This window comes from Roseovarius atlanticus (assembly GCF_001441615.1).
GTDB lineage: Bacteria > Pseudomonadota > Alphaproteobacteria > Rhodobacterales > Rhodobacteraceae > Roseovarius > Roseovarius atlanticus.
Genome location: NZ_LAXJ01000009.1, coordinates 213,020 through 236,134, shown reverse-complemented (window position 1 = coordinate 236,134; position 23,115 = coordinate 213,020). Strand labels below are relative to the sequence as shown.

Genomic DNA, 23,115 nt, shown 5'->3' with positions numbered 1-23,115 from the left:
CCTCGGCGGCCTCGGAGACCGACTTGGTGATCCGCACGCCGCCCTTGTCGCCGGCGCCTTCCTCCTTGAAGCTGCCCTTGCCGCGGCCACCCGCATGGATCTGCGCCTTGACCACCCAGACGGGGCCGTCAAGCTCCCCCGCCGCCGTCTTCGCCTCTTCCGCGCGCAAAACGACACGCCCGTCCGATACAGGCGCCCCGTAAGAGCGCAGCAAGGCCTTCGCCTGGTATTCGTGGATGTTCATGCGGATGTCCCATCTGTCTGTGCGTTTGCCTCTGGTATAGCCACAGGATGAAGCGGGACTTAACCCCTTTCGTGCCACGGCCCACTTTTTGCGGCGAATTTCCGCCTTTTGTGATCACACGATTTTATGCTGTGATCACAAATGAGCGCATTGATATGCAAGACGAATCGGGTGGCGCGCCGCGTCGGGTGGCCATGTGCTGAAACGAAAAACGCGCGGGCCGATCATGACCCGCGCGTTCAGAGTACAGTCTGTGGGCCGGGGTTCAACCGAGCGAGCTGTCGATGCCCTTGCACGCCTCGACCAGGCCTTTCACAGCCTTGACCGAGGTGTCGAACATCTCCTGCTCGTTCTTGTTGAGCTTGATGTTGACGATCCGCTCGATGCCGCCGGCGCCGATCACGGTGGGCACGCCCACATACATGCCCTTCAGCCCGAACTCGCCGTCGCAATGGGCGGCGCAGGGCAGGACGCGTTTCTGATCCTTGAGGTAGGCTTCGGCCATCTCGATGGCCGAGGTGGCGGGCGCGTAGAAGGCCGAGCCGGTCTTCAGCAGGCCGACGATCTCGGCGCCGCCGTCACGGGTGCGCTGGACGATCGCATCGAGTTTTTCCTGCGTGGTCCAGCCCATGTCGACGAGGTCGGGCAGGGGGATACCGGCGACGGTGGAGTAGCGCACGCACGGCACCATCGTGTCGCCGTGGCCGCCCAGGACGAAGGCGCTGACGTCCTTCATCGAGACGCCGAATTCCAGGCTGAGGAAGTGGCGGAAGCGGGCGCTGTCGAGCACGCCGGCCATGCCGCAGACCTTTTCGGCGGGCAGGCCGGAGAACTTTTGCAGCGCCCAGACCATCGCGTCGAGCGGGTTGGTGATGCAGATGACGAAAGCGTCGGGCGCGTTGGCGGCGATGCCTTCGCCCACGGATTTCATGACCTTGAGGTTGATGCCCAGAAGGTCGTCACGGCTCATGCCCGGCTTGCGCGGGACACCGGCGGTGACGATGCAGACGTCGGCGCCGGCAATGTCGGCATAGTCCTGCGTGCCTTTGAGCGCGGCGTCGAAACCTTCGGCGGGGCCGGATTCGGCGATGTCGAGCGCCTTGCCCTCGGGGGTGCCTTCGGCAATGTCGAACAGGACGACGTCGCCCAGTTCCTTGATGGCGGCGAGATGCGCAAGCGTGCCGCCGATTTGTCCCGCGCCGATGAGGGCGATCTTGGGTCTGGCCATGGAAATTGATCTCCGGTGGGGTTGATTTCGCGCTACGGGGTAGTCGCAAACCGGGGTCAATTCAAGGGTACTGCGCCGCGGCGCGGCGGCGGCGGGCAGGCATGGCAGGGCGTTGGCGCCGAAAGCCGGTGACTTCTCAGGTATTTAGGACAGCGCACCGGGATGGTGGCGGCGTGTGTCGAATTGAGTGCGCCCCGCCATGTCGGTGGCGAATCCTGTGACGCGGGCGGCGCGCCGCCCGCGCGATGTCAGGCGTCGTCGCCGTCGACCGGAAGCGCCTCGGCCAGTGTTTCGAACGACTGGCCGCTGGCGACAAGGCAGGTCATGCCGTGCACGGACGTCACGGTGATGGTCCAGGTGCCGGTCTCGGACGAGGCGAACACCTCGATCACCGCGTTGTTGGCGCCAAGGCCCATGGATTGCCGCGACTCGCCGTATTTGGAGGCGAGCCGGTCGACGACCGCCTCGCGCGGCGCGCAGTTCGCGGCATAAGCGGGACCGGACAGACCCGTGGCCACGATCGTGGCAATCATCATCAGTGTGGTCTTCATTGTCTTACCCTTTCAGCTTTGGGTCCCTGCCGTTTATCTGGTGCAGACAGCGTGGAGGCGAGCTTATCAAGCCAAGGTTAACGGAGCGTTCGCAGCCCCGGAACGGTGCGCGCGACGGGGCCTTTTCTGCAACGCGGCGAGAAAGGCCTTGAACTTTCGTTCCAAAAATGGCGAATTCCCGCGCAAGAAAATTTCGACCAGCCAGCGGGGCACGCCATGGACCTGACCACCCATCCCTACCGATCCGTCCTTTATATTCCCGGCTCGAAGGAACGGGCGCTGGACAAGGCGCGCACCCTGCCCACCGACGCGATCATCTTTGACCTGGAGGATGCCGTGGCGCCCGACGCCAAGGCCGAGGCGCGCGCGACGCTGGCGCAGGCGCTGAGCGACGGCGGATACGGCAACCGTGTGAAGGTCGTGCGGATCAACGCGCTGACCACCGAGTGGGGGTTCGAGGATGCGCGCGTTCTGGGCGATGCGGGCGCGGACGTGATATTGCAGCCCAAGGTGAACACCTATGCGGATGTGGACAACCTGTCGGATCTGATCGGCACCGAGATCCCGATCTGGACGATGATGGAAACGCCCGCCAGCGTGTTCAACGCCCGCGAGATCGCCGCGCACCGGCAGGTGACGGGGCTGGTCGCCGGTACGAACGACCTGACCAAGGAACTGGGCTGTCGCTTCCGCGCCGACCGGATGCCGCTGCTGGCGTCGCTCCAGATGATCGTGATGGCGGCGCGGGCCGCGCGGGGCGTAGTGGCGCTGGATGGTGTCTACAACCGCTTCCGCGATGGCGACGGGCTGAAGCTGGAATGCGAGCATGGGCGCGACCTTGGGTTCGACGGCAAGACGCTGATCCACCCGGATCAAATCGATATCGCCAACACGGCCTTTGCCCCCACGCAATACGAGATCGACACGGCCATGCGCCAGATCGAGGCTTATGAAGAGAGCAAGAAGCAGGGGCAGGGGATTGCCGTGGTGGACGGCCAGATCGTGGAAAACCTGCATGTCGTCGCGGCGCAGCGGACGCTGGCGAAGGCCGAGGCGATTGCACAAATGGCGGCGGAGTAGATCATGGGATTGCTGATCGCAGGCGTGCTGCTTTGGTCCGTGGCGCATTTGTTCAAACGGATCGCGCCGGGGCCAAGGGCAGCGATGGGAAACGCGGGCAAGGCGGTGATCGCCGTGGTGCTGCTGGTCAGCATCTGGATGATGACCAAGGGCTATCAGGCCGCCGATGGCGCGGTCTTCTGGGGGCGGCACCCGGCGACGGTGGGCATCAACAACCTGCTGATGCTGCTGTCGGTCTACATGTTCGCGGCCTCGGGGATGCAGACCGCGCTGGCGCGAAAGATGCGGCACCCGATGCTGGGCGCTGTCAAGGTCTGGGCGCTGGCGCACCTGCTGGTGAACGGCGACGTGCCGTCGTTCATCCTGTTCGGTGGGCTGTTGGCCTGGGCGGTGATCGAGATGATCGTGATCAACAAGGCGCAGCCCGACTGGGTGCGCCCCGACCCGGCGCCGAAGTCCAAGGAAATCGCCGCGGCGGTGGGCAGTGTCGTGGTCTACGGCCTGATCGTGGCCGTGCATTACTGGCTGGGCTATCCGGCCTTTGGGTGAGCGTATGAAACTTTATCGATTCCTCTCGGCCGATGACACGTCGGCCTTTTGCCACAAGGTGACCGAGGCGCTGAACAAGGGTTGGGAGCTGCATGGCAGCCCGACCTATGCCTTCGACGCGGCCAACGGCGTGATGCGCTGTGGGCAGGCCGTGGTGAAGGAAGCCGAAGGCGACTACAGCCCCGAGATCAAGCTGGGAGAGCAGTGAGCATGGCCAAGACCAACCCGGGGCGGTTCTTCGAGGATTACAGCGTCGGCGACGTGATCCGCCATGCGGTGCCACGCACCGTGTCTGGTGGCGAGCGGGCGCTTTACCATGCGCTTTATCCCGCGCGCCATGCGCTTTATTCCTCGGACGAATTCGCACGTGCCTGTGGCCTGGCCGAAAGCCCGATCGACGATCTGGCGGCGTTTCACATCGTCTTCGGCAAGAGCGTGCCGGACGTCTCGCTGAACGCGGTGGCGAACCTGGGCTATGCCGAGGCGCGGTGGCTGCGGCCGGTCTATGCCGGGGATACGCTGCGGTCGGAGTCCGAGGTGATCGGGGTCAAGCAGACATCGAGCGGCAAGACCGGGATCGTCTGGGTGCGCACGACGGGCCTGAACCAGCGGGACGAGCCGGTGTTGCAGTTCGTGCGCTGGGTGATGGTGCGGAAAAAGGATGCGGACGCGCCTGCGCCTGCGCCTGAGCCTGTTGTGCCCGATACCGCGCCGCATGTGGCCCCCGAGGACCTGGTGATCCCGGCGGGGCTGGATTTTTCGAACTACGACCTGACGCTGGCGGGTGAGCCGCATCGCTGGGGCGATTACGAGGTAGGCGAGACGATCGATCACGTCGACGGCGTGACCATCGAGGAAGCCGAGCACATGATGGCGACGCGCCTGTGGCAGAACACCTCGAAGACGCATTTCGACGTGACCCCGCGCGAGGACGGCAAGCGCCTGATCTATGGCGGGCACGTGATTTCAATGGCGCGCGCGCTGAGCTTCAACGGGCTGGCCAATGCGCAGATGATCGCGGCGATCAACGCGGGCAGCCACGTGAATCCGTGCTTTGCCGGGGATACCGTGCGGGCCTGGTCCGAGGTGCTGGACCGCGCCCAGACCGCCGTGCCGGGCATCGGTGCGCTGCGGCTGCGACTGGTGGCGACCAAGGGCGGCGAAGCGTTCAGCCTGCGCGGCGAGGACGGCAAGTACCTGCCGCATGTCCTGTTGGACCTGGATTACTGGGCGTTGATGCCGATCTGAGACCCGTGCGGCGTTTTCGGTTTGTTAAGAGGTGATCTGTACCTTTCTTTCAGCGTGAAAGGAGGTTGCCATGCCTGATCCAACGCCCCCTGAAGGCCCGCAACTGCGGTGCCTTGTTCTGGAAGACAGTGCCCATGACCAGGAGATGATCCGCCGTGCGATGCGCGGGGCGCGGGTGGAGGCCGAGCTGGATTTCGTCTCGACCATCGAAATGGCGCGCAGGGCGCTTTCGAAATCGCGGTACTCGGCCATTTTATGCGACAACAGCGTGCCCGACGGGTCGGGCAGCGAGTTTGCCGGCGAACTGGCCGGCGCGCCGGAGTTGTCGGATGTGCCCATTGTCATCGTGTCGGGCTGGCCGTCGCCCTTCATGTGGGACAAGGCCCGCGCGGCGGGCCTGTGCGTGATCGACAAGACCGACGACCCGATGCGCAAGCTGCGCGATTTCTTTCGTGAAAGCGCCGGTAACCTGATCACCCGGCGCGTGGCCGGGCCGATGCGGCGCAGCTCCTGAGAGCGGGTCAACGCCATTGTGAGCCGTGCGCCCAGCGGTTTTGCTGGGCAGCGGCGCCGGTTCGGCGCATGGTGCTCGCATGGGACGTGCGCTTTGGTGTCTTTGGCTGGCGATGAACGGGGCTTGCGGCGCGGCGGTGTCTGCCGCCGCCTGCGAGGTGGCGCTTGTGCTGGCCGTGGACGTGTCGGGCTCTGTCGACGAAACCGAATACCGCATCCAGATGCAGGGGCTGGCCGACGGGCTGCGCGATGGCGCGGTCAGCGAGGCGCTGGTCGTGGGCGAAGCGGCGGTGCTGGTGTTGCAATGGACCGGCACCTCGCGCCAGCGCGTGGTGGTGCCGTGGCAGCGGATGACCGATTTCGACGCGGTCGAGGCGCTGGCAGCGCGGATCGAGACCACGCCGCGCGTGTGGCGCAACTTTTCCACTGCCATCGGCGAGGCGTTGGAGGTTGGCGCGGCGCAGTTCAGGGACGTGCCCGAATGCCGTCGCCGGGTGATCGACGTGTCGGGCGACGGGTCGTCGAACGAGGGACCGGGACCGCGCAACGTGCATGGCCTGTTGCGGCAGGAAGGGATCGTGGTCAACGCGCTGGTCATCGAAGGGGCCGAGCCGAGGGTGACCGAGTATTTCTGGGAAAACGTCATCCATGGGCCGGGCGCATTTGTGATCACAGCTGATGATTACGCCGAGTACCCGGCCCGAATGCGCCGCAAATTGCTGCGAGAAGTCACCAAACCCATCTCGAAAGCGCCGGGTGATTCCTTTGCGCCACATTTGTGATCACGCATTTGTCTATGTGATCACGAAAACTGCTTTTGCGACGAAATGCCTGCACTATTTGAAGAATACGGGTTTGCAGAGGCCCCGGATGATTGGATAAAACGGTCGCAAATCGCGGGGCTGGCTGGCCCACCCGGGCCGGCGCCACATCGCGACGAGAAAGGGAATGCCAATGGCAGACGTAAATCGCGGCAACCGGCCGCTTTCGCCCCACCTCACAATCTATCGCCCGCAGCTGACGTCGATGACGTCGATCCTGACCCGGATCACCGGGAACGCGTTGCTTGTCGCCGCGCTGTTGACGGTGTGGTGGCTGCTGGCCGCCGCGACCTCGGCCGATTATTTCGCGACCGCCGATGCGGTGGTGACCAGCTGGTTCGGCGACATCGTGATGTTCCTGTCGCTCTGGGCGCTGTGGTATCACACGCTGGCGGGTGTGCGGCACCTCATTTGGGACAACGCGATGATGCTGGAAGTCGACAAGGCCGAGATGCTGGGCTGGGCGGCGATCGGCGGATCGGTCGTTCTGACCATCCTGACCGTGCTGGTCATCTGAAGGAGGCCCCCAACATGCGTTATCTGACAGACCGCAAACGCGCCGTGGGCCTTGGCTCGGCCAAGACCGGCGTGCATCACTTCTGGGCGATGAAGGTGCAGAGCGTCGCGCTGCTGATCCTGATCCCGCTTTTCGTGTTCACCTTCGGCGGTATCCTGGGCAGTTCGTTCGAGGAGGTCACGGCCTATTATGCGCGGCCCTTCCCGGCCATCGTCGCGGCGCTGACGCTGGTTGTCGGCTTCAAGCATTTCGCCGACGGGTGCCAGGTGCTGATCGAGGACTACGTGCACGGCACGGCGCAGAAGGTCACGATCATCCTGGTGACCTGCCTGAGCTATGGCGCCATGGCGACGGGGCTTTTCGCCATCGCGCGCCTGGCGCTCTGAGAAACAGTGAAGGGCAGGGCGCGCGCCGCCTTGGCCCGTTTGAGACCATATCGCCGGGGCCGGCATGGCCCGAGCAGACGAACCGGAAAAGGCACGAAGCATGGCGGCTTACGAATACGAGACACATGATTACGACGTGGTTGTGGTGGGCGCGGGCGGCGCGGGGCTGCGCGCGACGCTGGGCATGGCCGAACAGGGCCTGCGCACGGCCTGCGTGACCAAGGTCTTCCCGACCCGCTCGCACACCGTGGCGGCGCAGGGTGGCATCGCGGCATCGCTTGGCAACATGGGGCCCGACAGCTGGCAGTGGCACATGTACGACACCGTGAAGGGGTCGGACTGGCTGGGCGATACGGACGCGATGGAATACTTGGCGCGCGAGGCGCCCAAGGCGGTCTACGAGCTGGAGCATTACGGCGTGCCGTTTTCGCGCACCGAGGAAGGGCGGATTTACCAGCGCCCCTTCGGCGGGCACACGACCGAGTTCGGCGAAGGCCCCCCGGTGCAGCGGACATGCGCCGCCGCCGACCGGACCGGGCACGCGATTCTGCATACGCTGTACGGGCAATCCCTCAAGAACAACGCCGAGTTCTACATCGAGTATTTCGCCATCGACCTGATGATGAGCGAGGACGGTCAATGCACCGGCGTTGTCTGCTGGAAGCTGGATGATGGCACGATCCACGTGTTCAACTCCAAGATGGTGGTGCTGGCGACCGGCGGTTACGGACGCGCCTATTTCAGCGCGACCTCCGCGCATACTTGCACCGGCGACGGCGGCGGCATGGTCGCCCGCGCGGGCCTGCCGCTGCAGGACATGGAGTTCGTGCAGTTCCATCCCACCGGCATCTACGGTTCGGGCTGCCTGATCACCGAGGGCGCGCGGGGCGAGGGTGGCTATCTGACCAATAGTGAGGGCGAGCGGTTCATGGAGCGCTATGCGCCCAACTACAAGGATCTGGCGCCGCGCGATTATGTCAGCCGGTCGATGACGATGGAGATCCGCGAGGGGCGTGGCGTGGGCGAGCACGGCGATCACATCCACCTGAACCTCAGCCACCTGCCCGCCGAGGCGCTGAACCTGCGCCTGCCGGGGATCTCGGAATCTGCCAAGATCTTTGCCGGGGTGGACGTCACGAAAGAGCCGATCCCGGTGTTGCCCACCGTGCACTACAACATGGGTGGCATTCCGACGAACTATTGGGGCGAGGTGCTGAACCCCAGCAAGGACGATCCGCACGCCGTGGTCCCTGGCCTGATGGCCGTGGGCGAGGCGGGCTGTGCGAGCGTGCATGGCGCGAACCGGCTGGGATCGAACTCGCTGATTGACCTTGTCGTGTTCGGCCGGGCCGCGGCCATTCGCGCGGGCAAGGTGGTGAACCCCGAGACCGCGGTGCCGGCGACGGACACGGGTCAAGTAGACAAGGCGCTGGATCGCTTCGACCATTTCCGCCACGCCGATGGCGGCACGCCGACCGCCGAGCTGCGGCTGGAAATGCAGCGCACGATGCAGGAGGACGCGGCGGTGTTCCGGACGTCCAAGACCCTCTCTGAGGGCGTCAAGAAGATGGATGCGATCGCGGCCAAGCTGGACGATCTGAAGGTCACTGATCGCAGCTTGGTGTGGAACAGCGACCTGATGGAAACGCTGGAGCTGACCAACCTTATGCCGAACGCGCTGGCCACCATTGCCGGGGCGGAGGCGCGCAAGGAAAGCCGGGGTGCCCATGCGCACGAGGATTTCGCCAAGCGCGACGACGAGAACTGGCGCGTGCACACGGTTGCGCGGGTGGATGGAAAGAGTGTGGATCTGAGCTATCGTCCTATCATCGAGGACCCGCTCACGACCGAATCCGAGGGTGGGATCAATTTGAAGAAGATCGCACCCAAGGAAAGGACATTCTGATGACATCCGCAAAGCTATTCGCGGCAGCGCTGTTGGGGCTGTTGCCCTCGGCGGCACTGGCGCAGGCCAACACCCTGGACGCGGCGACGACCAAGTGCATTTTCGACACGCCGGGCGGGGAGAACCTGCACGTTACGGTGAAATATGACGCGGGCAACCGCGCGACGATGCTGATCCGCAAGAAGCCGGGCGCGACGGATGCGACGGTGCAGGCGTACCGCGCCTGTGTCGCGGCGAACACCGCCTCGCGTGGCAAGCTGGTGGCGCCTTCGGACCCGGTCGTCGTGCCGGCCGGAAGTGCCAAGCCGGTGCGCGTCTATCGCAAGAAAGGCGTGAACGGGCTGTGCCCGCCTCATGCGCCGGTTCTCTATCGCGGGACCATCTATTGCATCGGCAACCAGTCCTGATGCCCAAGGCCGCCACGCATATCACGGCAAAGCCCGCCCGTCCGGCGGGCTGGCCGCGTGCGCGGGGGCGGCATTACCTGGACGTGCTGGAGGTGCTGCATCGTACGCGGTTGCCGGAGTGGTATCTGGAGATCGGCAGCGGGCGCGGGCATTCGCTGGCGCGGTGTCCGGGCAAGGCCATCGCGGTGGACCCGGCCTTTCGCCTGGGTGGCGACGTAATGGGCGACAAGTCCGCGCTGCATCTGGTACAGAAAACCAGCGGCGATTTCTTTGCCAGCGGGCAGGCGCAGGAGATTGCGCCGCGCATCGACATGGCGTTCATCGACGGGATGCACCTGTTCGAATACGTGCTTGACGATTTCATCGCCACGGAAAGGCTGTGCCATCCCGAGGCGGCGATCCTGCTGCATGACCTTGTGCCGTTCTCGCCCGCCGCCGCCGAGCGCGAGTGGGACCCCGAGCGCACCAAGGGCTGGTCGGGCGACGTTTGGAAGATGACGCTGATCCTGCGCGAGTACCGCCCCGAGCTGGCCTTTGACGTGGTGAACCCGCGGCCCTGCGGGCTGGGGATCGTGACCGGGCTGGACCCCGAGAACCGGGTTCTGGAGGACGCGCGCGACGAGATCGTGGCGAAGTTCATGGACCTGACGATCGAGGAGTTCGGGCCGAAGAACCTGAGCCAAATCATGCAGATGCGCAAGGTCGAGGACGTGCTGCCGGACCTGAAGGAAATGGAGGCGGCGGAATGAGGTTGCTTGCCATTCTTGCGCTGCCCCTGCTGCTTGGCGGGTGCGATGCGGCCAATGACGCCGCCGACGCGATTGCGCGGGACCGCGCCAAGGCGGTGGTCAACGGCATCGTCGCGCAGCGCTTTCCGGGCGTCACGGTGGCGCCTGTCACCGACTGCATCATCGACGCGGCCTCGGCCGGGGAAATCATCACCATCGCCCGCGATTCCGTCGGCGGGGTTCAACCCGCGACGGTGGAGCTGGTGGTGGACATCGCGAGCCGACCCGACTCGGTTCAATGTATCGCTGAAAACGGTCTGGTCCTGCTGGGCCGCTGAGAGAGGAAACGTAAATGGTACAACTGACGCTTCCGAAGAATTCCCGGATCACCAAGGGAAAGACATGGCCCAAGCCCGAGGGCGCCAAGAACGTGCGCAAGTTCCAGATCTATCGCTGGAACCCGGATGACGGGAAGAACCCGCAAGTCGACACGTATTTTCTTGATATGGACAAGTGCGGGCCGATGGTTCTGGACGCGCTGATCAAGATCAAGAATGAGGTCGACCCGACGCTGACCTTCCGCCGGTCCTGCCGCGAGGGGATTTGCGGGTCGTGCGCGATGAATATCGACGGGATCAACACGCTGGCCTGCATCTATGGCCTGGATGAGATCAAGGGTGACGTGAAGATCTATCCGCTGCCGCACATGCCGGTGGTCAAGGACCTGATCCCTGACCTGACGCATTTCTACGCCCAGCACGCCAGCATCATGCCGTGGCTGGAGACCAAGACGAACCGCCCCGCGAAAGAGTGGAAGCAGTCGATCGAGGACCGCGAAAAGCTGGATGGCCTTTACGAATGCGTGATGTGCGCATCGTGCTCGACCGCCTGCCCCAGCTATTGGTGGAACGGCGACAAGTATCTTGGGCCCGCCGCGCTGTTGCACGCCTATCGCTGGATCATCGACAGCCGGGACGAGGCGACGGGCGAGCGGCTGGACGATCTGGAGGATCCGTTCAAGCTCTATCGCTGTCACACGATCATGAACTGCGCGAAGACCTGCCCCAAGGGGCTGAACCCCGCCAAGGCGATTGCCGAGATCAAGAAGATGATGCTGGAGCGGGCGGTCTGATGAACAAACCGCGTCCCGAGCTCGACTTCAAGTCGAAGGAAGAGTTTCGGGACGTGTGCCGCCACCTGTCGGGGCGGCTGCATTATCTGAACCGGACCGCTATTGGCGAGAGCAAGTTCGTCAGTGAACTTGCCGGGCTTGTCGAACGCGCCGGAAAGGTTTTCGACGACCATTACGACGACAAGGACGTTCACGCCGCCTTTGGCGACGGGTGGGACCACGGGACATTGTCGCGCGACGAGCGACCCCTGGCCCTGTTCGGGTTGCTTTATCCCGAGGTCGGCTCGGGCAAGTCCTGATCCAGCAATGATAGCAGATCGGTGATCCGGTCCAGCTGCCCCGGCTTGGCGCGGGGCGCGAGGAACGCGTCAAGCGCGGCATCGCGGGTTTGCACCATGGCGACATGCGTGGCGCGTCCTGCCTCGGTCAGGTGCACGTGCTTCAGCCGCTTGTCGCCGGAGTCGGCAACGCGCCGGATCAGCCCGTCTTTTTCCATCCGGTCCAGCAGGCGTGACACGCCATATTGAGGCAACATCAGGCTGTTTTCCAAGGATTTTGCCGTCTGGCACTCGGTTCCTGCGTCAAGCGCGGCCAGCGCATCAAGCACGTCGAGCGGCGGCAGGCCTTCGGCCTTGAGCGCCGAGTCCAAATGGTTCTGAAGGCGGCGGTGGGAGCGCGACAGGACCTGCCACGCGGAAAGGTTCTGGGGTGTTCTGCTCATTCCTTGAGTCTAAATGCAGGTGCATTTGGGGGGCAAGGGGCGTTTGCCGGCCTGCACGAAATCTGCGCAACCGGGGCGGGGGCGTCTGCACGGGCGCCTGCGCAGAAGGGAGCATCGGAATATGAAATGAGAGGACATTCCAATGCTGCGTTCCCCCGGATTGCGGTTCATCATCGTGGGCCTTTTGGTCCTGCTGATGACCATCCCTGTGTTTTTCGTCGGTGCGATCATCGACAGCCGCGCGGATTACAACCGCCAGACCATCGCCTCGGTCGGGGAGGAGTGGGGCGGACGGCAGCTCTTGTCCGGCCCTGTCCTGATCATCCCGGTCGAGGAGACGGTGATGGTGCGTGAGCGGGAAGAGGTGATCGACCCGCTGACTGGCGAGCAGAAGCTGGATGGCGACGACCAGCCGGTGTTTCGCTTCAAACAGGTGGAGCGCACTCTGCGGCGCGATCCGGTCTATGTGTACCCCGATCTGCTGGACCTGAAGATGGACAAGACCACGCAGGAGCGCAGCCGGGGTATATTCTCGGTGCCGGTCTATACCGCCAAGGCGGACGGCGCGTTCGACTTTAACGCCGAAGAGGCCGAGGCGGTGTTGCGGGGCGAGGAGGTCCTGCTGTGGGACGAGGCGGAGGTGCGGGTTTACGTGAGTTCCAACCGCGCGCTGCGGGGCGAGACCCGGCTGATGGCCGATGGCCGCGCGCTGGAGATGGAGCCGGTGGCGAGCGAGAACCGCTATATCGGCGGGCTGCGTGCGCCGACGGGGGACCCGCGAGAAATCGGGGCGTTCGACCTGAAGATGGGGCTTAATGGCGCCGAGGCGTTGTCGTTCACGCCGGTGGGGCGCGAGACGCGCGTGACCCTGACCTCGGACTGGCCGCACCCGGAATTTCAGGGCGCGTTCCTGCCCGACAGCCACGAGGTGCGGGAGGACGGGTTTCAGGCCAATTGGGTGATCCCGCATCTGGCGCGCCCCTTGCCGCAGGTCAGCCGCGAAGATCAGAACGAGGTGGCGCGGAGCCAGTCAAGCTTTGGCGTGGGTCTGTATCAGCCGAATGACTTCTACCAGAAAGCTTATCGCGCGGCGCGGTACGGGATCCTGTTCATCGGACTCACCTTCCTGACGATTTTCCTGGTCGAGGGTCAGACCAAGCGGCCGACGCACCCGGTGCAATATATCCTGATCGGGCTGGCGCAATCGGCGTTCTTCCTTCTGATGCTGGCGCTGTCCGAGCAGGTCGGCTTCGGCATGGCCTATCTCGTGTCGGGCACGGCGACGGTGGGGCTGGTGACGGCATTCGCCGCGACGGCGCTGAAGCTGGGCCGCCGGACGCTGGTGGTGGGCGCGATGCTGGCGGTGCTTTACGGTGTGCTCTACCTGATCCTGCGCAGCGCGGATTACGCCCTGCTGGCGGGGTCGATCCTGCTGTTTGCCGCCATTGCGGGCACCATGTTCGCCACGCGGAACGAGAACTGGTACGGCGAGCCGCGCACCGGGCCGCGCCGGGGGTGGTTCCGCAAGGCAGAGCCAGAGCCGGAAGCGCCACAGCCCACAAGCTGACGCGACGTTTCCTTCCCTGAGTCGGGGCGGCCGGGTTAGGCTGCCCCGCAAGCGTGGGAGGAGATGATGTTGAAGACCGATGTCGCGATCGTGGGCGGCGGGCTGGCCGGCCTCGTGGCTGCACATGAGGCTGTGAAGCGCGGGCGCAAGGTGGTGCTGCTGGACCAGGAAGGGCCGCAATCCCTGGGCGGGCAGGCGTTCTGGTCGCTGGGCGGTCTGATGATGATCGACACGCCTGAGCAGCGCCGCATGGGCATCCGCGATAGCCGGGATTTGGCGGCGCAGGACTGGATGGGCAGCGCGGGGTTCGACCGGCCCGAGGATGCCAACCCCCGCCGCGTGGCCGAAGCCTATCTGGACTTCGCCGCCGGGCCGATGCGGGGGTATCTGCACGACATTGGGATGCGCTGGTTTCCGGTGGTGGGCTGGGCCGAGCGGGGCGGGGCGAAGGCTGATGGGCACGGCAATTCGGTGCCACGCTTTCACGTCACATGGGGCACCGGGACGGGCGTTGTCGCGCCTTTCGTGCGGCTGGTGAAGGAGGCTGAGACGGCGGGCAATTTGCAGTTCGCGTTCCGGCACCGCGTGACGGGGCTCAATGTGACCGATGGGCGCGTGACGGGCCTGCGCGGCGATGTGCTGGCCGAGGATGACGCGGTGCGTGGCGCGTCCACCAACCGCGAGGTGACGGGGCCGTTCGAGATGCAGGCAGAGAGCGTGATCGTCGCCTCGGGCGGGATCGGCGGGGACCATGATAAGGTGCGCAAGCTGTGGCCCGTCGACCGGCTTGGGCCCGCGCCCAAGGTCATGGTCGCGGGGGTTCCGGATTACGTCGATGGCCAGATGCAGGCCGTGGCCAAGGCCGCAGGCGCGGGCGCGATCAACGAGGACCGGATGTGGCATTACTGCGAAGGGCTGAAGAACTGGGACCCGATCTGGCCCAACCACGGGATTCGCATCCTGCCCGGGCCGTCCTCGATGTGGTTCGACGCGCTGGGGGTGCGGATGGAAGCGCCGTGCCTGCCCGGATTCGATACGCTGAGCACGCTGAAGCGTATCCTCAGCACAGGGCATGAGCATTCGTGGTTCATCCTGACGCAGAAGATCATCGAGAAGGAGTTCGCGCTGTCCGGCAGCGAGCAGAACCCCGACCTGACCTCGGGCAAGTGGCGTGAGGTTTTGAAAGAGCGGCTGGGCAAGGGCGCGACGGGCGCGGTGGAGGCGTTCAAGGACCACGGCGAGGATTTCGTCGTGGCACAGGATTTTGAAACGCTCGTCGAAGGCATGAACCGGATCACGCCCAACGCACCTCTGGACACCGCGCACTTGCGCGCGCAGGTGGCGGCGCGGGATGCGCAGCTGACCAATCCGTTTGCCAAGGACGCGCAGGTGATCGCCATCAGGCAGGCGCGGGCCTATCGGGGCGACAGGCTGATCCGTACCGCGAAGCCGCACGCCATTCTGGACCCCGCCAACGGCCCCCTTATTGCCGTGCGGCTGAACATCCTGACGCGCAAATCGCTGGGCGGGCTGCATACCGACCTGGAGGCAAAAGTGTTGCGCCCGGATGGCCGCGTGCTGGACGGGCTTTACGCCGCCGGAGAGGTCGCTGGGTTCGGCGGCGGAGGCTACCACGGGTACAACGCTCTGGAGGGAACATTCCTTGGCGGGTGCATTTTCTCGGGGCGCGCGGCGGGGCAAAGCGCCTGAAAGTGATGTAGCGAAAACACAGTTCAAACTGTCCGGAAAATTTCATCGGCCGGCGCACGAAAACTCTTGCGCGACTCGTCGTTTGGCCCCATTTGCACGATCAGACGCCAACGCACGCGCCTCTGTCCCGAAGGCCTTATACCCCAGCGGTTACGTAGCGACGGTAACGTCTCTGAACTGAACCTCGCGGCCCTTGCCGCAATGTGCCTTTTGGAGATGTCCATGACCGCTTTCGTCACCGACCTGTCGGGTGATTTCCGCCATGCTTGCGCCGCCCGTATCGAGGGCTTTCTGCGTACCGCCACCTTTGACCGTCCGACGCTGGTGATCGACACCGACGTCGTGCTGCAGAACTTCCGCGCGCTGTCGCAGGGTCTGGGCGACGCGCATATCCACTATGCCGTGAAAGCCAACCCCGAGCCGCAGGTGATTGAGGCGCTGGTCAACGCAGGCAGCCATTTCGACGCCGCCAGCCGTGGCGAGATCGAGCTGTGCCTGTCGCAGGGCGCGCGGCCCGAGGACATCTCGTTCGGCAACACCGTGAAGAAACCGGGCGACATCGCGTTCGCGTACAACGTGGGCGTGACGCTGTTTGCCGCCGACGCCGAGGAAGAGCTGGACAAGATCGCCGAGCACGCGCCGGGCGCCGAAGTGTATATCCGCCTGATCGTCGAGGCGTCGGGTGCCGACTGGCCGCTGACGCGCAAGTTCGGCTGTGCGCCGGATCACGCCGTGGCGCTGATGGACTATGCCCTGTCGCTGGGCCTGCGCCCGGTGGGCGTGTCGTTCCACGTGGGCAGCCAGACCCGCAAGGCCGAGATGTGGGCGCCGGTTCTGGACCGGATCGCCGACGTGTGGCGTGCCGCGCGGGCCGAAGGCCATGCGCTGGACCTGTTGAACATCGGTGGCGGGTTCCCGGCCTTCTACGGCGAGGACATCGCGGCCCCCGCGATCTATGCGGCCCAGGTGCGCGAGATGGTGGCCGAGCGGTTCGGCGACTTGGCGCGCCTGATGGCAGAGCCGGGCCGTGGCCTAGTGGCCGAGGCCGGCATGATCGCCGCCGAAGTGGTGCTGGTGTCGCGCAAGTCGCCCGACGACCTGCACCGCTGGGTGTACCTGGATATCGGCATGTTCTCGGGCCTGGCCGAGACCATGGACGAGGCCATCCGCTATCAGTTCGTGACCGCCCGCGACGGCGAGCGCACGGGCCCCTGCATCCTGGCCGGACCGTCCTGTGATTCGGCCGATGTGCTTTATGAAAAACGCATGATCGACCTGCCCCTGGGCCTGAAATCGGGCGACCGGGTGTTCATCCGCAGCTGCGGTGCCTACACCTCGTCCTATTCCAGCGTGGGCTTCAACGGCTTCCCGCCGCTGGACGTGGTCGTGATGTAGCTGCCCCCCGATCCGGGGCGGGCCGGTTGGCCTTGCCCCGCGGGACAGTGTAAGACCCACGACATGTTCATTGTCGTGGGTCTTGTCATTGCGTTCATACTGGTGGCGATCTACGCGCGTCCCGCGATGCGCAACTGTCGTTGGCGCGAAGATCGTGCCGCGTCGCGCCCCGGGCAGACGGCCTATCGCTGTGCGTTCTGCGGCGCGCGGGCCACGACGGCCACGGGCAAGCCGCCGGTGGCGTGTCTCAAGCCGCAAGCGCCGGATTGACACCCGCCGGGATCGGAATTTCATGGCTCGCACACCTCGTGGGTTGCGCGGGATCGGGGCAGCGGGCAAGTCTTGGGCATGGACCACGTCACATTTCTTTGCCCGCCCGAGCTGGAGGGCAGGATCCCGGCCCCGGCCCCGGCGTCGAAATTCCTGCCGGACTGGTTTCGCGCCCTGCCGCGAGAGATGGGGATGCCGGATGCCCATGGCCTGCCGGCGCTGACCGTGCGGGCCTGCATGCCGGTGGCGGATGTCATGGCGCAGGGCTGGATCATCCCGACGCCGTTTGACGTCTGGACCTCGCGGCATCCGGATTTCGGGACCGTGCAGTTTCACTGGGACGCGGACGCGCCCTTTGCCGCGGTCGAGGCGCATCATCCCGCGCAGATCGGCGCGACAGAGCCGCCGTTTCTGGGCGCGCAGCCTTACAAGCTGATCAACCCGTGGCGGGTGGTGGTGCCGCCGGGCTGGTCGGTGACGTTCCTGCATCCGGTCAACCATTTCGAACTGCCTTTCACAGCGTTTGGCGGAACCGTGGATTGCGACGCGCTGGACGTGCCGGTCAACGTGCCGATGTTTTGGACAGCGCCGCATGTGGATGTGCGGATGCCCGCGGGCACGCCGATGGTGCAGGTCGTCCCGTTTGAACGGGCGGCCCAGGCGAAGACGGCCCGCATCCGGGCCGAAACCCCGGACGAGGCCGAGGCGCGTCGGCACGCTTTGACCCGCAAGTACACCGAGGAGTCGCTATACGCGCGGCAGTGGCGCCGCCGTCATGAGAAGGAACAGCCGACATGACAGAACCCACCGATGCCGCCGTGCGGCGGGCCGTGAAGCCGGTCATCTGCTATCCCAACGACACTCTGCCGGTGCCGGATCTGGACCTGTACCGTGCCGCGCGCGAGGCGGCCCGAAAGGTGGACGAGGTGATGGTCCCGCCGCGCGAGGCCGCCTGCTTTCGCGTGGCGGCGGGGCAGTTCTTTCGCATCACCAGTGTCGAGGGCCCGCAGGTGGGGGATTTGAACCTGTGGAACGCGCAGGACCTGAGCGAGCGGTTCTATTCCGGCAAGGCGCGGGCGCTGCATGGCACGCACCTGACGACCGGTGAGCGGATGTGGTCGGGCTTTCCCTATCTGCGGCCCATCGCGACGATCTTGGAGGATACGCTGGACTGGTACGGAATCGACGAATATGGCGGGTCGGTGCATGACGTGATCGGCACGCGCTGCGATCCCTATACCGGCAATCTGCTGGCCGGATCGCAGTATCACCATTGCTGTCATTCCAACCTGATCCGGGCGGTGGCGGATGAACTGGACGTCTCGCTGGAGGAGGCCGAGCCGTTGGTGCATGACGTGCTGAACGTGTTCATGTGCACGGGGTTCACGCGGGACACGGGGCAGTATTTCATGAAGGCCAGCCCTGTGCGGCCCGGTGATTATCTGGAGTTTTTTGCCGAGATCGACCTGCTGGGGGCGCTGAGTGCGTGCCCGGGCGGGGATTGCTCGGCGGAGCATTCCAGCGACACGGCGGCGTGTTACCCGCTGAAGGTCGAGGTGTTCGCGCCCGAAGAGGGCGCCCTGGGCGATTGGGTCAGCCCGCCGGTGAACAGATATGACCGGACCCACGGGAGGTAGCGGCATGGAGCGAGTCGAGGGCGGGTGCCTGTGCGGGGCCGTGCGGATCACGGCGGAGGGCGCGCCCGACAGGGTGGGGCTGTGCCATTGCCTGGACTGTCGCAAGCATCATGGCGCGGTGTTCTTTGCCGCCGCGATCTTTCCAGAGGGCGCGGTCGCGATTCGTGGTGAAACGCGCGACTGGGAAGGCCGGCATTTCTGTCCGCGCTGCGGCGGGTCGGTGTTTTCCGTCAGCGACGGCGAGGTGGAGGTCCACCTTGGGGCGCTGGATGCGCCAAATATGTTCGAGCCGACCTACGAGCTGTGGTGCGTGCGGCGGGAAAAGTGGTTGCCGGAGGTGCCGGGGATGGCGCGGTTCGAGCGGGATGAGACGTAGTGTCCCTCGAAATTCCTAACGACGTGTGAAGAGTGCGGACCGCGCGGAATCGAGGCGCGCTTGCGCGCCGCCGCGCGATCGTCCGCTGACCGAAAGGCGATTGCCTGCAATCGCCGAAAGGGGGGCCGCCCGGACGGGCTGGCGATTTGGGGGACGTGGGCGCCTCTATCTGATGTTTTGCGGCTGTGGCAGGGATAAAGTGCCTTGAACGTATGTCAGTTCGCCACCCCGCGGTCTGGCAATTGCGCGGCTCCGTACCGTCGGCTTGAGCCAAACGAAAAAACCCCGCCGAGGCGGGGTTCGTTCATCAGACCCGGATCGGGATCTCAGCCCTGACGGGCCTTGAAGCGCTTCTGGGTCTTGTTGATCACGTAGACGCGGCCTTTGCGGCGCACGACGCGGCAATCGCGATGGCGGTTCTTGAGCGAACGCAGCGAGTTCCGGACTTTCATCACTCGTCTCCAATGTCGTGGCGCGGGGCGCCGGGTTGCGGGTGCACCGGCCAGGCCGGGCAATGAATATGGTGGGCGATACAAGGATCGAACTTGTGACCCCTTCGATGTCAACGAAGTGCTCTACCGCTGAGCTAATCGCCCTGATACCGGAGTGGCATGGCCCCTAACGAATAGGGGCGCGGGAAACCGCGCCGGTGAGGCGTGTCTATAAAAGGAGTCGGGCAGGGGATCAAGGGCTTTTAGAACCTGATTTTCAGACTATTATGACGTGTCAGGAGAGAGAATGCCCAAAGCCGCGTTTACCCTTACCCATCCGGAGCGTCGGACGACATCCGTGGTGTTCGCGTCGCCCCATAGCGGGCGGGATTATCCGTGGTCTTTCGTGCGGCGCACGAACCTGAACGAGTTGAGCGTGCGCAGCTCCGAAGACGCATTCGTCGACGATTTGTTCGAGGCCGCGCCGCGCAACGGGGCGCCGTTCATCAAGGCCGGCGCGCCCAGGGCGTTCGTGGACCTCAACCGCTCGACCGAGGAACTGGACCCGGCGCTGATCGAAGGGGCGCGGCGGACGGGGCACAACCCGCGCGTGGCCTCTGGCCTGGGGGTGATCCCGCGGGTGGTGGCCAACGGCAAGGCGATCTATTCCGGCAAGATCACCATGGACGAGGCGCAAAGGCGCATCGACGCTTATTGGCGGCCCTATCATGCGGCGCTGAAAACCCAGCTGGACCAGGCGGTTGGCATGTTCGGGCAGGCGATCCTGATCGATTGCCATTCCATGCCGCATGAGGCGATGGATGCCGTGGCGCGCAGCGGCGCGAGACGCCCCGAAGTGGTGCTGGGTGACAGGTTCGGGGCTGCGGCGAGCGACGAGGTGGTGGACCGGATCGAGGCGGCATTCAGTGCCGCCGGGCTGAAGGTGGCGCGCAATGCGCCGTTTGCAGGGGCCTATATCACCCAGCATTACGGCCGCCCGCAAGAGAACCGGCACGCGGTGCAGGTCGAGATCGACCGGGCGCTTTACATGAACGAACGGCTGATCCGGCCCAATGGCAATTTCGCGGCGTTCAAGGCGCTGCTGGAGGGCGTGATCGCGCAGATCGCCGAGGTCGGGCGGCCCAAGCCGCAGCAGCTGGCGGCCGAGTGAGGCGACTCGAAGCTTAACGGTGCAGAGCTGCCGAAATCCGCGTCGGTACCCGCGTCGGTATTTCCGTCGGTATCGCGTCGGTGCCATTTCCCGAAGGCGCGTGTTAAGGCACCGCGCGACGGACCTCCGGCGACAGGTCAGTAGCGGCGCGTGTAGGTAAAGTGGACTTCCTCGTCGGTCTTGGTGTCGGTGACGGCGAAGGTCACGTCCGACCGATCCTGGAAATCGTAGCGCGCGGCAAGCCCGTAGGCCGAGGTCGTGCTGCCGCGCGTGACCTCGCCGAAGCCCGAGAGCGTCAGCGCGCGCCAGGCATTGTAATTCACGTCGAAGGCCACCGCATCGGGGCGCTGGTTGGCGTCGGGGTGAAGGAAGGCCGCGCCGATGTCGAGCCGGCCCTCTTGCCAGCGGGCGCCGATCTTGGCGTTGATGCCGTCGAAATCGTCCTTGGGGTCCCAGACGCCTTCGATCGCGGCGGCGAGGGTGACGGCCTGCGCCTGCCATTCCGCCGCGGCGGAGGCGGACCGAAAATTGCCGTCGCTGGCATCGAGCAGCGAGACGGCCCAGCGCATGTCACCCGTCGTCTCACCATAGGACACGCCCACCGGCACGGAGTTGAAGCGCAGCGCCTCGGTCGTGGCGCGGGCGCGGGTGTATTCGGCGCGGGTCTCGGCGATGGAGGCGGCGGTGAAATCGAAAGGCGAGATCAGCACCTGGTCGTAGGCAGGCTTCACCACGCCCAGGCGGAACCGGTCGTCATAGACGAAGGCGGCGTAGGTTTCGTGCGGGCGGTCGCCCTTGTAGTAATACCCGAAGGTGCCGAATTCGAACGCGACGGGGCTGTCGGCGATATCGAACAGCGTGAAGGTCAGCATCGCGTCGATCCGCGACATGAAGGCGTTGTCCTGAATGCTGTTGGCGCCGACCGAGATGTCGCCGGAAAAATGCAGCCAGTCCGTGGCGTTGGCGGCATCCGGGCGCAGCCCGGCGGCGCAGAGAGCGAGCACGGCAAGGCGGGGCATGGGATGGGTCGATACGCGTTTCATGACCGAACCAACGTGGCACGGAAAGAAAAGTTGCACGAGCATTCATCTGCGGTGTCGATGTGATTTCGCGGCAACAGGGGATTGCCGGTAACACTCTGCTTTAGCGGGAAAAACCCGGCCTAACGCGGCACAACAGCCAATCGTTGCACGCGTTTCGCCTTTCGCTGATGGCTCAGGTTAAAGGCGAAACGCTTTAGCGCAGGGAGCGGCCCTTGAGGATGGCGTCGGCGCCGAAGCGGGCGCGGATCTCGTCGGTGGCGCGTTCGGCGCGGCCGCGCTGGCGGGCCTGGGGGTCGAGCAGGTCGCCCGATGCCTCGGCGGCGGTCTCAGCCACCAGATCGGACAGGCCCACGCCCAGCAGGCGATAGGGCTTGGTGTGATCGACCTGGTCGAACAGCGCGCGGGCGGTGCGGTAGAGCGTATCGGCCAGCTGCGCGGGGTCGCGCAGCGAGATGCGGCGGGTCAGAAGCGAATGGTCGGACCGTTTGAGTTTGAGCGTTACCACGCGGCCCGCAAGGTGCTTGGCCTTGGCGCGGTCGGCGACCTTTTCGGCCATGCGCCAGAGATGGCCGTCTAGGATGTCGGCGCTGGCGGTGTCTTCGCGAAAGGTGGTCTCGTTCGAGATGGATTTCATCGGGGTGTGGGCCGAGACGCGGCGGTGGTCCTGCCCGCGGGCGAGATTGTAGAGCCGTTCGCCCATGGAGCCGAAGCGGGCGATAAGGTCGGTCCTGTCCCAGCGCAGGAGGTCGGCGAAGGTGCGGATGCCGGCGGCATCCAGCGAGCTGCGCGCGGCCTGGCCCACGCCCCAGATCAGGCTGACCGGTTTGTCGCGCAGGAAATCGGCGGTCTCAGCGCGGCCGATGATGGAAAAGCCGCGCGGCTTGTCGAGGTCCGAGGCGATCTTGGCCAGGAACTTGTTGTGCGACAGGCCGATGGAGCCGGTGAGGCCCAGTTCATCGCGCATCCGTTTCGTCAGGCGCGCGAGCATCACGGCGGGGGGCGCGCCGTGCAGGCGGTGCGTGCCGGTGAGGTCCAGAAACGCCTCGTCCAGCGACAGGGGTTCGATATCAGGGGTCAGATCCTGCATCATGGCGCGGATCTGGCGCGAGATCTGGGCGTAAAGCTCCATCCGCGGCTTGATGATGACGGCATCGGGACAGAGTTTCAGGGCCTGGAACATCGGCATGGCCGAGCGCACGCCGCGGATGCGCGCGACATAGCAGGCGGTGGAGACAACGCCGCGCCGACCGCCGCCGATGATGACGGGCTTGTGCGCAAGCTCGGGGTTGTCGCGTTTCTCGACCGAGGCGTAAAACGCGTCGCAATCCATATGCGCGATGGAAAGGTCGAACAGTTCGGGATGCGATAGCACCCGCGGGCTGCGGCAGGCGGGGCAGCGCGCGCCGGTGTCGAATTGGGTCAGGCAGTCGCGGCAAAAGGCGGGCATGGGCGGGGCTGTGTTCGGGGTTGCGATGTGGCTATTG

The 23,115-nt window shown here is 65.2% G+C and carries 29 protein-coding genes and 1 tRNA gene; 22 read left to right on the top strand and 8 right to left on the bottom strand.

Annotated features, from left to right (window positions below; all coding sequences use genetic code 11):
- The 3 genes from XM53_RS11345 to XM53_RS11335 all read right to left on the bottom strand — a co-directional run.
- On the bottom strand, window positions 1-244 hold a 244-nt coding region (locus tag XM53_RS11345; protein WP_328586669.1), incomplete at its 3' end, for an ATP-grasp domain-containing protein.
- Between the two features lie 265 nt (window positions 245-509).
- A complete protein-coding gene (mdh, locus tag XM53_RS11340) occupies window positions 510-1,472 on the bottom strand; it encodes a malate dehydrogenase (protein WP_057793338.1) in 963 nt (320 codons plus the stop codon).
- Between the two features lie 248 nt (window positions 1,473-1,720).
- Window positions 1,721-2,008, bottom strand: a complete 288-nt coding sequence (locus tag XM53_RS11335) for a hypothetical protein (RefSeq protein ID WP_144435519.1) — start codon at window positions 2,006-2,008, stop codon at window positions 1,721-1,723.
- A gap of 231 nt (window positions 2,009-2,239) precedes the next feature.
- On the opposite strand from XM53_RS11335, the gene XM53_RS11330 reads away from it, so the two are divergent.
- From XM53_RS11330 to XM53_RS11265, 14 genes are all read left to right on the top strand, one after another.
- Window positions 2,240-3,103 carry an HpcH/HpaI aldolase/citrate lyase family protein gene (locus XM53_RS11330; RefSeq protein WP_057793377.1) on the top strand — a complete coding sequence of 288 codons (864 nt, stop codon included), beginning with the start codon at window positions 2,240-2,242 and terminating at the stop codon, window positions 3,101-3,103.
- Window positions 3,104-3,106: 3 nt separating this feature from the next.
- Window positions 3,107-3,652 carry an NnrU family protein gene (locus XM53_RS11325; protein ID WP_057793334.1) on the top strand — a complete coding sequence of 182 codons (546 nt, stop codon included), beginning with the start codon at window positions 3,107-3,109 and terminating at the stop codon, window positions 3,650-3,652.
- 4 nt (window positions 3,653-3,656) lie between these two features.
- On the top strand, window positions 3,657-3,860 hold the full coding sequence (locus XM53_RS11320; protein WP_057793332.1) for a DUF1737 domain-containing protein: 204 nt from the start codon (window positions 3,657-3,659) through the stop codon (window positions 3,858-3,860).
- Window positions 3,861-3,862: 2 nt separating this feature from the next.
- Complete coding sequence (locus XM53_RS11315) at window positions 3,863-4,900, top strand: MaoC family dehydratase (RefSeq protein WP_057793331.1); 1,038 nt, start codon at window positions 3,863-3,865, stop codon at window positions 4,898-4,900.
- A 70-nt stretch (window positions 4,901-4,970) separates the two neighbouring features.
- On the top strand, window positions 4,971-5,414 hold the full coding sequence (locus tag XM53_RS11310) for a response regulator (protein WP_057793329.1): 444 nt from the start codon (window positions 4,971-4,973) through the stop codon (window positions 5,412-5,414).
- Window positions 5,415-5,493: 79 nt separating this feature from the next.
- Entirely contained in the window at window positions 5,494-6,195 is a 702-nt protein-coding gene (locus XM53_RS11305; RefSeq protein ID WP_236544473.1) for a DUF1194 domain-containing protein, read from the top strand.
- Window positions 6,196-6,367: 172 nt separating this feature from the next.
- Window positions 6,368-6,751, top strand: coding sequence for a succinate dehydrogenase, cytochrome b556 subunit (gene sdhC / locus XM53_RS11300; protein ID WP_057793327.1), 384 nt, complete (start codon window positions 6,368-6,370; stop codon window positions 6,749-6,751).
- A gap of 14 nt (window positions 6,752-6,765) precedes the next feature.
- On the top strand, window positions 6,766-7,137 hold the full coding sequence (gene sdhD, locus XM53_RS11295) for a succinate dehydrogenase, hydrophobic membrane anchor protein (protein ID WP_057793325.1): 372 nt from the start codon (window positions 6,766-6,768) through the stop codon (window positions 7,135-7,137).
- A 100-nt stretch (window positions 7,138-7,237) separates the two neighbouring features.
- Window positions 7,238-9,043 carry a succinate dehydrogenase flavoprotein subunit gene (gene sdhA, locus XM53_RS11290; protein ID WP_057793323.1) on the top strand — a complete coding sequence of 602 codons (1,806 nt, stop codon included), beginning with the start codon at window positions 7,238-7,240 and terminating at the stop codon, window positions 9,041-9,043.
- Window positions 9,043-9,450: a hypothetical protein gene (locus XM53_RS11285; protein WP_057793321.1), complete on the top strand. Its 408-nt coding sequence runs from the start codon at window positions 9,043-9,045 to the stop codon at window positions 9,448-9,450. The genes sdhA and XM53_RS11285 overlap by 1 nt, the downstream gene beginning before the upstream one ends.
- Complete coding sequence (locus tag XM53_RS11280) at window positions 9,450-10,199, top strand: class I SAM-dependent methyltransferase (RefSeq protein ID WP_057793319.1); 750 nt, start codon at window positions 9,450-9,452, stop codon at window positions 10,197-10,199. The genes XM53_RS11285 and XM53_RS11280 overlap by 1 nt, the downstream gene beginning before the upstream one ends.
- Entirely contained in the window at window positions 10,196-10,516 is a 321-nt protein-coding gene (locus tag XM53_RS11275; RefSeq protein WP_057793316.1) for a hypothetical protein, read from the top strand. The genes XM53_RS11280 and XM53_RS11275 overlap by 4 nt, the downstream gene beginning before the upstream one ends.
- Before the next feature lie 14 nt (window positions 10,517-10,530).
- The gene (locus XM53_RS11270) at window positions 10,531-11,310 is read left to right on the top strand and encodes a succinate dehydrogenase iron-sulfur subunit (protein WP_057793312.1); all 780 of its coding nucleotides are present in this window, start codon (window positions 10,531-10,533) and stop codon (window positions 11,308-11,310) included.
- On the top strand, window positions 11,310-11,609 hold the full coding sequence (locus XM53_RS11265; protein WP_057793309.1) for a hypothetical protein: 300 nt from the start codon (window positions 11,310-11,312) through the stop codon (window positions 11,607-11,609). The genes XM53_RS11270 and XM53_RS11265 overlap by 1 nt, the downstream gene beginning before the upstream one ends.
- Here the strand turns inward: XM53_RS11265 and XM53_RS11260 are convergent.
- Window positions 11,579-12,031 (bottom strand): MarR family winged helix-turn-helix transcriptional regulator, encoded by a 453-nt coding sequence (locus tag XM53_RS11260; RefSeq protein WP_057793303.1) that lies wholly within the window; start codon window positions 12,029-12,031, stop codon window positions 11,579-11,581. The genes XM53_RS11265 and XM53_RS11260 overlap by 31 nt on opposite strands.
- Before the next feature lie 142 nt (window positions 12,032-12,173).
- On the opposite strand from XM53_RS11260, the gene creD reads away from it, so the two are divergent.
- The 7 genes from creD to XM53_RS11225 all read left to right on the top strand — a co-directional run bounded on the left by creD (window position 12,174) and on the right by XM53_RS11225 (window position 18,986).
- The gene (gene creD / locus XM53_RS11255) at window positions 12,174-13,598 is read left to right on the top strand and encodes a cell envelope integrity protein CreD (protein ID WP_057793301.1); all 1,425 of its coding nucleotides are present in this window, start codon (window positions 12,174-12,176) and stop codon (window positions 13,596-13,598) included.
- A gap of 66 nt (window positions 13,599-13,664) precedes the next feature.
- Entirely contained in the window at window positions 13,665-15,308 is a 1,644-nt protein-coding gene (locus tag XM53_RS11250) for an FAD-binding dehydrogenase (protein WP_201455408.1), read from the top strand.
- Window positions 15,309-15,530: 222 nt separating this feature from the next.
- Window positions 15,531-16,703 (top strand): type III PLP-dependent enzyme, encoded by a 1,173-nt coding sequence (locus XM53_RS11245; RefSeq protein ID WP_057793375.1) that lies wholly within the window; start codon window positions 15,531-15,533, stop codon window positions 16,701-16,703.
- A 63-nt stretch (window positions 16,704-16,766) separates the two neighbouring features.
- A complete protein-coding gene (locus XM53_RS11240) occupies window positions 16,767-16,973 on the top strand; it encodes a hypothetical protein (protein WP_057793296.1) in 207 nt (68 codons plus the stop codon).
- A 78-nt stretch (window positions 16,974-17,051) separates the two neighbouring features.
- Window positions 17,052-17,771 (top strand): hypothetical protein, encoded by a 720-nt coding sequence (locus XM53_RS11235; protein WP_057793295.1) that lies wholly within the window; start codon window positions 17,052-17,054, stop codon window positions 17,769-17,771.
- Window positions 17,768-18,610 carry an urea carboxylase-associated family protein gene (locus XM53_RS11230; RefSeq protein WP_057793293.1) on the top strand — a complete coding sequence of 281 codons (843 nt, stop codon included), beginning with the start codon at window positions 17,768-17,770 and terminating at the stop codon, window positions 18,608-18,610. The genes XM53_RS11235 and XM53_RS11230 overlap by 4 nt, the downstream gene beginning before the upstream one ends.
- A 4-nt stretch (window positions 18,611-18,614) precedes the next feature.
- The gene (locus tag XM53_RS11225) at window positions 18,615-18,986 is read left to right on the top strand and encodes a GFA family protein (RefSeq protein ID WP_057793291.1); all 372 of its coding nucleotides are present in this window, start codon (window positions 18,615-18,617) and stop codon (window positions 18,984-18,986) included.
- Window positions 18,987-19,312: 326 nt separating this feature from the next.
- Here XM53_RS11225 and ykgO read toward each other — a convergent pair whose 3' ends face one another.
- A complete protein-coding gene (gene ykgO, locus XM53_RS11220) occupies window positions 19,313-19,438 on the bottom strand; it encodes a type B 50S ribosomal protein L36 (protein ID WP_025058716.1) in 126 nt (41 codons plus the stop codon).
- 69 nt (window positions 19,439-19,507) lie between these two features.
- A tRNA-Val gene (locus tag XM53_RS11215) sits at window positions 19,508-19,582 on the bottom strand.
- A 142-nt stretch (window positions 19,583-19,724) separates the two neighbouring features.
- On the opposite strand from XM53_RS11215, the gene XM53_RS11210 reads away from it, so the two are divergent.
- Entirely contained in the window at window positions 19,725-20,588 is an 864-nt protein-coding gene (locus tag XM53_RS11210) for an N-formylglutamate amidohydrolase (protein ID WP_057793289.1), read from the top strand.
- 137 nt (window positions 20,589-20,725) lie between these two features.
- Here the strand turns inward: XM53_RS11210 and XM53_RS11205 are convergent, their stop codons facing one another.
- Complete coding sequence (locus XM53_RS11205) at window positions 20,726-21,631, bottom strand: hypothetical protein (protein ID WP_144435516.1); 906 nt, start codon at window positions 21,629-21,631, stop codon at window positions 20,726-20,728.
- Between the two features lie 193 nt (window positions 21,632-21,824).
- Window positions 21,825-23,078: a DNA polymerase IV gene (locus XM53_RS11200; protein ID WP_057793284.1), complete on the bottom strand. Its 1,254-nt coding sequence runs from the start codon at window positions 23,076-23,078 to the stop codon at window positions 21,825-21,827.
- Between the last annotated feature and the right edge of the window lie 37 nt (window positions 23,079-23,115).